Raw genomic sequence first — 9,627 nt, forward strand, 5'->3', positions numbered from 1 at the left:
AGTCATATTTTTAGAGGCAATCAACAGCACCTGCCGCTCGATTCAGCCGATGACCTTGGTCAGGTTCGGCAAAATCAACAACAGCGTCGTGGCGAAAAGAATGAGTCCTGCTTGACGAACTTTCGGTTGTTTGAACATGGCTTGACCGCCTTTATTGTTATTCCTGATGCTTGCCTGCATATCCATGACGGCAAGCGCTGCACTTCCTGTTGAATGACGCCTGCCTCGGCAAAACCCGACAGCGACGACGTACATGTCTTACCTTAGGGCCCGCGTCACGCTTGGCTTAGATCCATTTCATATTTACTTGCTGCTACACGCGATCAAAAAGGCATGAGGCGTATTGCCAGCTTCGTTGCCGCCCGCTTGCTAGACAACTCGCCGACCTGAACCGGTTCACCCGAGGGCAGATGACCGTCCGTCTGAGCGTGCACGTCAATGTCATTGAGCGCTGTGGTCATTGAATCCATGTCCCTGGGGGGCAACAGTGACAACACGAAATTCACTCCGCGCACCGGTTCGAGGACGTCATGACCCAAGCTTTGATTTTCGACGCATTACGCACGCCCCGCGGCAAAGGCAAGGCCGATGGCGCCCTGCATAGCGTCAAACCCGTGAATCTGGTGGCCGGATTGCTCACCGCGCTGCGCAACCGTACGGCGCTGGACACCAGTCAAGTCGATGACGTCGTGCTCGGTTGCGTCACGCCGATTGGCGATCAAGGCTCGGACATCGCCAAGACCGCGGTGCAAGTGGCCGATTGGGATGTCAGCGTGGCGGGCGTGCAGATCAACCGCTTCTGCGCTTCCGGGCTGGAGGCGGTGAATCTTGGTGCAATGAAAGTGCGTTCGGGCTTCGAAGACCTGGTAGTGGTCGGCGGTGTCGAATCGATGTCGCGGGTGCCGATGGGCAGCGATGGCGGTGCCTGGGCGCTGGACCCGCAGACCAATCTGCACAGCCACTTCACGCCGCAGGGTGTCGGCGCCGATCTGATTGCCACCCTCGAAGGCTTCAGCCGGCAGGACGTCGATGCCTACGCACTGCACTCGCAACAGAAAGCCGCGAGGGCGCGGGCCGATGGCTCGTTCAACAAGTCGTTGGTGCCGGTACAGGATCAGAACGGCATCATCCTGCTCGACCACGATGAGTTCATTCGCGCCGAATCGACCCTGGAAGGCCTGGGCAAACTCAAGCCGAGTTTCGAAATGATCGGCCAGATGGGCTTCGACGCGACGGCGCTGCGGGTGTACAGCCATGTCGAGCGCATCAACCACGTACACACGCCGGGCAACAGCTCCGGGATCGTTGACGGCGCGGCGCTGATGTTGATCGGCTCCGAAGCCAAGGGCCGGGCGCTGGGCCTTCAGCCTCGGGCGCGCATCGTCGCCACGGCGGTCACCAGCACCGATCCAACCATCATGCTCACCGGCCCGGCCCCAGCCACTCGCAAGGCGCTGGCGAAAGCCGGGCTGCGCGTGGAAGACATCGACCTGTTCGAGGTCAACGAAGCGTTTGCCTCGGTGGTGCTGAAGTTCATCAAGGACATGGCGGTCGACCCAGACAAGGTCAACGTCAACGGCGGCTCCATCGCCATGGGCCACCCGCTGGGTGCCACCGGTTGCGCGATCCTCGGTACCTTGCTCGATGAACTGGAAACCCGGCGCCTGCGCTATGGCCTGGCGACGCTGTGCGTCGGCGGCGGCATGGGCATTGCCACCATCATCGAACGTCTCTGAGCCCCGAATTCAAGGAACCTTGTTATGAATGAAGCCATTCGTTACGAAAAAGGCCAGGACGGCGTTGTCGTCCTGACCATTGATATGCCGGGCCAGAGCGCCAACACCATGAATGCCGTGTACCGCGAGGCCATGGCGGCCTGCGTCGCCCGCCTGGTCACGGAAAAAGACAGTATTGCCGGAGTCATCATTACCTCGGCGAAGAAGACTTTCTTTGCCGGCGGCGACCTCAATGAATTGATCAAAGTCGGAAAGCCTGAAGCCAAGGCTTTCTATGACATGGTGCTGACCCTCAAAGGGCAGCTGCGAACCCTGGAAACCCTCGGCAAACCGGTAGTTGCCGCCATTAACGGCGCGGCGTTGGGCGGTGGCTGGGAAATCTGTCTCGCCTGTCATCACCGGATAGCGTTGGACGATTCGTCCGTGCAACTCGGTCTGCCGGAAGTGACCCTCGGCCTGCTGCCGGGCGGCGGCGGTGTGGTGCGCATGGTGCGCATGCTAGGCATCGAGAAGGCGCTGCCGTATTTGCTCGAAGGCAAAAAAGTCCGTCCGCAACAGGCTTTACAGGCGGGTTTGATCGATGAGCTGGCGACGGATCGCGATGATCTGTTGGCCAAGGCGCGTGCGTGGATCGTTGCCAATACGACGGCGGTTCAGCGATGGGACGTGAAGGGCTACCAGATTCCGGGCGGCACGCCGTCGAACCCGAAAGTCGCGCAAATGCTGGCGATTGCACCGTCGATCCTGCGCACTAAAACCCAAGGAACGTTGCCTGCGCCAGAGAAGATTCTGTGCGCAGCGGTGGAAGGTGCTCAGGTGGATTTCGACACCGCGCACCTGATCGAAACCCGCTACTTCACGGAGTTGACCACCGGCCAGATCTCGAAAAACCTGATCGGTACGTTCTGGTTTCAACTCAACGAGATCAACGCCGGAGGTTCACGGCCGCAAGGTCTAGCGCCGTATGTCACGCGCAAGGTCGGCGTGCTTGGAGCCGGCATGATGGGGGCCGGAATTGCTTTTGTCAGCGCCTCGGCCGGTATCGAAGTGGTGCTCAAGGACATCAACCTCGCCGCGGCGCAGAAGGGCAAGGCTCATTCAGCGACGCTGCTGGACAAGAAAGTCGCCCGTGGCCAAATGGATGCTTCACAGCGTGAAGCCGTGCTTGCGCGAATCCAGCCCAGTGAAAACGATGCCGATCTGGCCGGTTGCGAATTGATCATCGAAGCGGTGTTTGAAGATCGCGAACTGAAAGGCAAAGTGTCTGCGGCTGCGCAGAAAGTCGTTGGTGCTGACGCTGTGATTGCCTCCAACACCTCGACCTTGCCGATTACCGGGCTGGCGACCGCCGTACCCGACCAAAGCAAATTCATCGGCCTGCATTTCTTCAGCCCGGTGGAGAAAATGCCGCTGGTGGAAATCATCAAAGGTGCGCAGACCAGCGATGAAACCCTCGCGCGCGGTTTCGATTTCGTCCTGCAGATCAAGAAAACGCCAATCGTAGTCAACGACAGCCGTGGTTTCTTCACTTCACGGGTGTTCGGCACCTTCACCAACGAAGGCATCGCCATGCTCGGCGAAGGCGTCAGTGCGCCAATGATCGAAACCGAGGCGCGCAAGGCCGGGATGCCGATCGGGCCTCTGGCGATCTCCGACGAAGTTTCCCTCAGCCTGATGAGCCATATCCGCAAACAAACTGCCAAGGACCTACAAGCTGAAGGGAGACCGCTGATTGCGCACCCGGCGTTCGCGGTGATTGACTTGTTGCTCAACGAATACAAGCGTCCGGGCAAGGCCGCAGGCGGCGGCTTCTATGAATACCCGGTTGGCGGGCAGAAGCATTTGTGGCCCGAACTGAAGACTCGTTTCGAGAAGGCCGACGGGCAGATTTCGCCGAAAGACGTGCGTGATCGCTTGCTGTTCGTGCAAGCCATCGAAACCGTGCGCTGCGTGGAGGAGGGCGTGCTGACCTCGACGGCGGACGCCAACGTCGGCTCGATCTTCGGCATCGGTTTTGCGGCGTGGACCGGTGGTGCACTGCAGTTCATCAACCAGTACGGCGTGAAGGATTTTGTTGCACGCGCGCAGTATCTGGCTGAGCAATATGGCGAACGTTTCGCGCCACCTGTGCTGTTGCTTGAAAAAGCGGCGAAAGGAGAGCTGTTCTAAAGGCTGGGAATCCATTCCGGGGCTTGCCTTGCCAGGGTGTTTCAGGGCAGGCTCTGGGGTGTTCATTATTCCCATCACGTGTCAGGTATTTTTATGTCGCTACGCATCTGCATTCTGGAAACCGACATCCTGCGTCCGGAACTGGTCGATCAATATCAGGGTTACGGGCAGATGTTTCAGCGACTGTTCTCGCAGCAGCCGATTGCTGCCGAGTTCACCGTGTACAACGTGATGCAGGGCGAATACCCGAGTGACGAGCAGACCTTCGATGCGTATCTGGTCACCGGCAGCAAGGCCGATTCATTCGGTACCGATCCGTGGATTCAGACCCTCAAGCACTACCTGCTGAGCCGCTACGAGCGTGGCGACAAACTGCTTGGCGTGTGTTTCGGCCATCAACTGCTGGCGCTGCTGTTGGGTGGCAAAAGCGAACGCGCGACGCAGGGTTGGGGCGTCGGCACACACAACTACAAACTGGCGGCCAAAGCGCCGTGGATGAGCCCGGTGCGCGAAGAGCTGACGCTGTTGATCAGCCATCAGGATCAGGTCACTGCGCTACCGGAAAACGCCACGGTGATTGCCTCCAGTGACTTCTGCCCGTTTGCGGCATATCACATCAACGATCAGGTGCTGTGCTTCCAGGGGCACCCGGAATTCATTCACGACTATTCGCGTGCGCTGCTGGATCTGCGCCAGGAAGCGTTGGGTACGCAGATCTACAGCAAAGGCGTGGCCAGCCTGGAGCAAGAGCACCATGGCGCTACCGTTGCGGAGTGGATGATGCGGTTTGTCGCGCACAAGCCAGATACTGTTCAGAGCTGAAAACATCGCCAGCAGGCTGGTGCACACAAGGGATCTGCGTTGATACACAGACCCCTTTGAGAACCAGCCTGCTGGCGATTGTTACAGCCATCCCGACCGCTTGAAACTCGCCCACAAACTGACACACCCCACCGTAATGAACCCCAGTACGGCGAAATAGCCGTAATGCCAGCTCAACTCCGGCATGTTCTGGAAATTCATCCCGTAAATCCCGGCCACCGCCGTCGGAAACGCCAGAATCGCCGCCCACGCGGCAAACTTGCGTTGCACCACACTCTGCCGTGACGCTTCCAGCAGCACGCCAATTTCAATGGTCTGGCTGGCAATGTCGGCCAGCGTGGTCAGATCCTCCATCTGCCGCGTCACATGAATCTGCACATCGCGAAAGTACGGGCGCATGTTCTTGTCGATAAACGGGAAGCTCAGCTTTTGCAGTTCCTCGCTGATTTCCACCATCGGCGCCGCGTACCGGCGCAGGCGCACCACATCACGGCGCAGGCCATGCAGTTTCTGGATGTCGTGTTCGTTCAATGCACTGCACATCACATTGCGCTCCAGTTCATCGATCTCGGCATGGATTGCCTCGCCCACAGGCTGATAGTTCTCGATGACAAAATCGAGCAGCGCATAGAGTACGAAATCTTCCCCGTGCTCCAGCAGCAGCGGACGCGCCTCACAACGTTGGCGGACATGGGCGTAGGACGCTGAATGACCGTTGCGAGCCGTGATGATGTAGCCCTTGCCAGCGAAGATATGGGTTTCGATGAACTGCAAAATGCCATGTTCACGGATGGGCGAGTAGGTGACGATAAACAAAGCGTCGCCAAAGGTTTCCAGCTTCGGGCGGCTGTGTTTTTCCAGCGCATCTTCGATGGCCAGTTCGTGAAGGTTGAACTGACGTTGCAGGTTGGCGAGTTCCTGCGCGTCAGGTTCTTCAAGACCGATCCACACAAAGTGCCCGGTTTTCGCGGCCCAGGCTGCGCCCTCATCAAGGGAAATATTAGTGACTTTCTTACCGGCGCTGTAAACCGCAGCAGCAACAACTCGACCCATGGTGGTGGTTCACTTCTTATTGGCAGATGACAGGGAATACAAGGCTCAAGCTTAGCCGTGTCGCTGTTTCAGAGTCAGTGAAATCTGCACAGTTCAACCGGCAAAACAAAGCCCGCACGGGGCGGGCTTTGTTTTGTCATGCGGCTTGCAGTTGCCGATCCATCGATTCGATGCACTCGCGCATCTGCTCGCGGCATTGGCTGATGAGCATGGGCATGTCATCCATGGTCAGTCCGACAGTAGGAATTGCCGGTAGCGAGCGTATGAGGATTTTCCCGCTGCGCCAGCGGTTCAGGCGCATATGTTTGACGTAACTGCTGACACACACCGGAACAATCGGCACACCCGCGGCGATCGCCATCTGGAAGGCGCCTTTCTTGAACGGCAGCAGTTCCTCGCCGAGGTTGCGCGTGCCTTCCGGGAACACCCAGATCGACGTGTCTTCGTTCTGCAGCGTATGGGTGGTGGTGAGCATCGACTGCCGTGCTTTTTGCGCATTGCCACGATCGATCAAGACGTTGCCGGCCAGCCAGAACAGTTGCCCGAACAACGGTACCCATTTCAGGCTTTTCTTGCCGATGCACACGGTGCGGCGTGGCACGACATTGCCGAATACGAACAGGTCATAGTTGGATTGATGGTTGGCAATGATCACGCAACTGTCGGGCTTGTTCATCAAGCCGCTGACCTCGGATTTCACGCGCAGACGCAAAATGCACATCGCCGGCAATGCATAGAGACGGGCACACAAACGGCTGTTGTCCGGATTAAACGGACGGCACAGCCCAAGGATCACCCCAAGCACACCGGCCAGAATAAAGTGCAGGCCCATCAATAACATACGAAACACGAACAGCATTTTCAGGCCCCACCGGGACAAAAGGTGGCGCAGTGTACGGATGTGCACTGTTTTCGGCAATTGCCACTATAGAGTCCGGAGATAGCCGATGTTTAAGCGCATGTTTCCGAAATGGTCGGCAGACGCGTCCTAGAGCTGTTGAAGATTTGTAAACAGTGCGTGCAAGAAAAAGCCCGACACGACCGTCGGGCTTTTCTTTGGCGCAGGGATGTGAGCGTTAACCGAGATGTTCCTGATCCTGGATGATCGCGTTATCGAGGGTTTCCAGCAGCGCCTTGCGTACTTTCAGCTTGGTGTTCTTGTGCGCAGTCATGTTGATTTTCTTCAACTGACGCGCAGCGGCCAGCGCGGCGCCTTGCAGTTCCTCGGCGGTAACAACCTTGTCGAGGAAACCGGCATCCACAGCGCTTTTCGGGTCGAACATCTCACCGTTGATCACCGAACGGTGGAACGCCGAACGACGCAGACGATCACGGGCCAGCTCGATACCGGCGTGATGCATGGTCATGCCGATCTGCACTTCGTTCAGACCAATGCTGAACGGGCCATCGACACCGATGCGGTAATCGGCGGACAACAGAATAAAAGCACCTTTGGCCACAGCATGGCCCGGGCACGCGACGATCACCGGGAACGGGTGAGAGAGCAGGCGACGAGCCAGCGTCGAACCGGCGGTGACCAGTGACACGGCCTCTTTCGGGCCGGCCGTCATGACTTTGAGGTCGTAGCCACCGGACAGAATCCCAGGCTGACCGGTAATAATCACGATGGCACGATCAGTCACAGCCTGATCCAGCGCCGCGTTAAACGCCGCAATCACGTCCGGGGAAATGGCATTGACCTTGCCATTGTTCAAGGTCAGGGTCGCGATACCGTCTTCGAGGTGGTAGGCAATCAACTCACTCATGACGCTATTCCTTGTAAGAAAGATGGGCAGACGTTACCCACCGCGGCAGGCCAGGTAAAGCACCGTGACTGACCCGCCGGTCACCCTTTACCCGCTCACCCGGCACCGCGCACCACACCGCTGACGCTTCTCCTTCTATATAGAAGGGGCGAGTCCACCGAAGATTGGCCGGTTTGCCATGGCCTGATGACGGCGAAAACGGTTTTTTCTCTTAAGCGCATGAAAATTCTGAAAAAAAGTTTGCCATCGGAAAAGCTTTCGACTACATTAGCGCGCCTCGACAGACAGAACATGTTTGAAGAGATACGGTGAAGTGTCCGAGTGGCTTAAGGAGCACGCCTGGAAAGTGTGTATACAGGAAACTGTATCGAGAGTTCGAATCTCTCCTTCACCGCCATATTCGATTACACAAAACCCCTGATTTCAAAAGAAGTCAGGGGTTTTGTGGTTTCTGGCGTCTGCATTTTTTGGGCGCCTGCTGAAAATCGGCTTCATCCTCGATTGAATTACAATCGCGGTTTTTATCTGCCAGAAAAGGACTGTTTCCATGATCATCTCCACCACTCAAGCCATCGAAGGCCGTCAGATCACCGCCTATCTGGACATAGTCAGTGCGGAGTCGGTGCAGGGCGTCAATGTGATCCGCGACATGTTTGCCGGCATGCGTGATTTTTTTGGTGGTCGGTCGCAAACGCTGGAGCGGGCATTGAAAGAAGCTCGCATTCAGGCCACGGACGAGATCAAGGAACGAGCGCGTGCCTTGCAGGCAGATGCGGTGGTCGGATTGGATTTCGAGATCAGCATGCCGGCGGGCAAGGGCGGCATGGTTGTGGTGTTTGTGACGGGAACAGCGGTGAAGCTGCGCTGAGCGGCCGCCGCGGCGTTGAATTTTTGTAGGCCATTCGTCGGGCGTCAGGCGTTCTGAATAACAAGTCCAGTAATGACCGGCTAGTCTCAAAATCCTGAGGGGTCGATATTTTTCAGGCAAGATGGTTTGCCGGTGTCGACCTGTTACGAAGGGGAGAGGGCATGACTCAACCGTATATCGAAGACGATGGCGCTGAATTTTCCTTCAACAACTGCGTACGCTGCGGACAGAGCGAGTACCAGTCGGGTTTTGGTGAAGACACGATTCAGAACGCCAAAATGAAATCCATGGCGCCGAAAGGGCCGAAGGCGAAATTCCTTCCCAAGGTGGCGCGGGCCAGAAAATAAGCTTTCTCGACATAAACCCCGTCATTGAACGGGGTTTTTTTACGTCTGATCGGTGACTTCCGAAACGTTCTACGAATGGTTTAAAGAACTCGGTTTTTTTTCACAAACTTTTCACGTAGTCCGGATTAAGGTGAAGCCATCCGTTAGAAAGCAAGTCTCCAGCCCGTCTCCCCAGCGGGCTTTTTTTTGCCTGTCGTAAAACCTTTTCCAGAATCGCTGTCAAATCGGCGCCAAGTGCTTGCTGCGCTTTGGTTCCGTCTGGACTTTTGCGCACCTACGGCATTAAATCCCGCCCCCTTTTTGTCATCCCGATTTTTGAGGTTTTCGTCATGCGTTTAACACTGCCTGCTCTGGTTCTGGGGCTTTTCGTTGCTCAAGGTGCGATGGCTGCCGGTGACGGCACCGCTGCGCTGGGCGGTGGTCTGGGTGGCGCGCTGGGTAATGTCGTCGGCCAGAAAATGGGCGGCAGCACCGGCGCCGCGATTGGTGCCGGTGTGGCGGGCGCAGCGGGTAGTGCAGTGGCGGCACGCAAAGGCAGCCGGACCAAAGCGGCCATCGGCGGCGGTGTTGGCGCTGCCGGCGGTTCGGTGATCGGCAACAGCCTGGGTGGGCGGACTGGAGCCACCATCGGCGCGGGTCTGGGCGGTGCGGCCGGTGGTGCAGTAGGTAGCAATCTGGCCAAAGGGCACAAGCGTCACTGAGATTGATCGCAGGTCAGAAAAAGCCCGGCTTGATGCCGTAATGCTGTTCACTTAAGCGGAGCAGCCTTACGGTCCACCGGAAACCGGGTTTTTGAAATCTTCACCGTCCTTGGCCTCGAAGGCCTTGGGCGGTGATCCAGAAACAGCCCGCCAACGCCTTTTCTA

The 9,627-nt window shown here is 57.4% G+C and carries 10 protein-coding genes and 1 tRNA gene; 7 read left to right on the forward strand and 4 right to left on the reverse strand.

Annotated elements, in window-relative coordinates:
• Positions 1-42 precede the first annotated feature (42 nt).
• Positions 43-255: a hypothetical protein gene (locus CKW18_RS30325; protein ID WP_141233157.1), complete on the reverse strand. Its 213-nt coding sequence runs from the start codon at positions 253-255 to the stop codon at positions 43-45.
• A 275-nt stretch (positions 256-530) separates the two neighbouring features.
• On the opposite strand from CKW18_RS30325, the gene CKW18_RS25465 reads away from it, so the two are divergent.
• The 3 genes from CKW18_RS25465 (at position 531) to CKW18_RS25475 (ending at position 4,727) form a co-directional block, all read left to right on the forward strand.
• Entirely contained in the window at positions 531-1,736 is a 1,206-nt protein-coding gene (locus CKW18_RS25465; protein WP_095191311.1) for an acetyl-CoA C-acetyltransferase, read from the forward strand.
• A gap of 24 nt (positions 1,737-1,760) precedes the next feature.
• A complete protein-coding gene (locus CKW18_RS25470; RefSeq protein ID WP_095191312.1) occupies positions 1,761-3,905 on the forward strand; it encodes a 3-hydroxyacyl-CoA dehydrogenase NAD-binding domain-containing protein in 2,145 nt (714 codons plus the stop codon).
• A gap of 93 nt (positions 3,906-3,998) precedes the next feature.
• On the forward strand, positions 3,999-4,727 hold the full coding sequence (locus CKW18_RS25475) for an amidotransferase (RefSeq protein WP_095191313.1): 729 nt from the start codon (positions 3,999-4,001) through the stop codon (positions 4,725-4,727).
• Between the two features lie 81 nt (positions 4,728-4,808).
• Here CKW18_RS25475 and CKW18_RS25480 read toward each other — a convergent pair whose 3' ends face one another.
• The 3 genes from CKW18_RS25480 to CKW18_RS25490 form a co-directional block, all read right to left on the reverse strand.
• Positions 4,809-5,780, reverse strand: coding sequence for a magnesium and cobalt transport protein CorA (locus CKW18_RS25480; RefSeq protein ID WP_095191314.1), 972 nt, complete (start codon positions 5,778-5,780; stop codon positions 4,809-4,811).
• A 136-nt stretch (positions 5,781-5,916) separates the two neighbouring features.
• On the reverse strand, positions 5,917-6,639 hold the full coding sequence (locus tag CKW18_RS25485) for a 1-acyl-sn-glycerol-3-phosphate acyltransferase (RefSeq protein ID WP_095191315.1): 723 nt from the start codon (positions 6,637-6,639) through the stop codon (positions 5,917-5,919).
• 217 nt (positions 6,640-6,856) lie between these two features.
• Positions 6,857-7,546: a crotonase/enoyl-CoA hydratase family protein gene (locus CKW18_RS25490; protein ID WP_095191316.1), complete on the reverse strand. Its 690-nt coding sequence runs from the start codon at positions 7,544-7,546 to the stop codon at positions 6,857-6,859.
• Between the two features lie 307 nt (positions 7,547-7,853).
• Between CKW18_RS25490 and CKW18_RS25495 the strand changes: the two genes are divergently transcribed.
• The 4 genes from CKW18_RS25495 (at position 7,854) to CKW18_RS25510 (ending at position 9,462) form a co-directional block, all read left to right on the forward strand.
• A tRNA-Ser gene (locus CKW18_RS25495) sits at positions 7,854-7,943 on the forward strand.
• A gap of 150 nt (positions 7,944-8,093) precedes the next feature.
• Positions 8,094-8,414 carry a YbjQ family protein gene (locus CKW18_RS25500; RefSeq protein ID WP_095191317.1) on the forward strand — a complete coding sequence of 107 codons (321 nt, stop codon included), beginning with the start codon at positions 8,094-8,096 and terminating at the stop codon, positions 8,412-8,414.
• Positions 8,415-8,575: 161 nt separating this feature from the next.
• Positions 8,576-8,761, forward strand: coding sequence for a hypothetical protein (locus CKW18_RS25505; RefSeq protein ID WP_095191318.1), 186 nt, complete (start codon positions 8,576-8,578; stop codon positions 8,759-8,761).
• A gap of 329 nt (positions 8,762-9,090) precedes the next feature.
• A complete protein-coding gene (locus CKW18_RS25510) occupies positions 9,091-9,462 on the forward strand; it encodes a glycine zipper domain-containing protein (protein WP_095191319.1) in 372 nt (123 codons plus the stop codon).
• The last annotated feature ends 165 nt before the right edge of the window (positions 9,463-9,627 follow it).

This window comes from Pseudomonas sp. Irchel 3E19, from assembly GCF_900187585.1.
GTDB classification, from domain to species: Bacteria; Pseudomonadota; Gammaproteobacteria; order Pseudomonadales; family Pseudomonadaceae; genus Aquipseudomonas; species Aquipseudomonas baetica.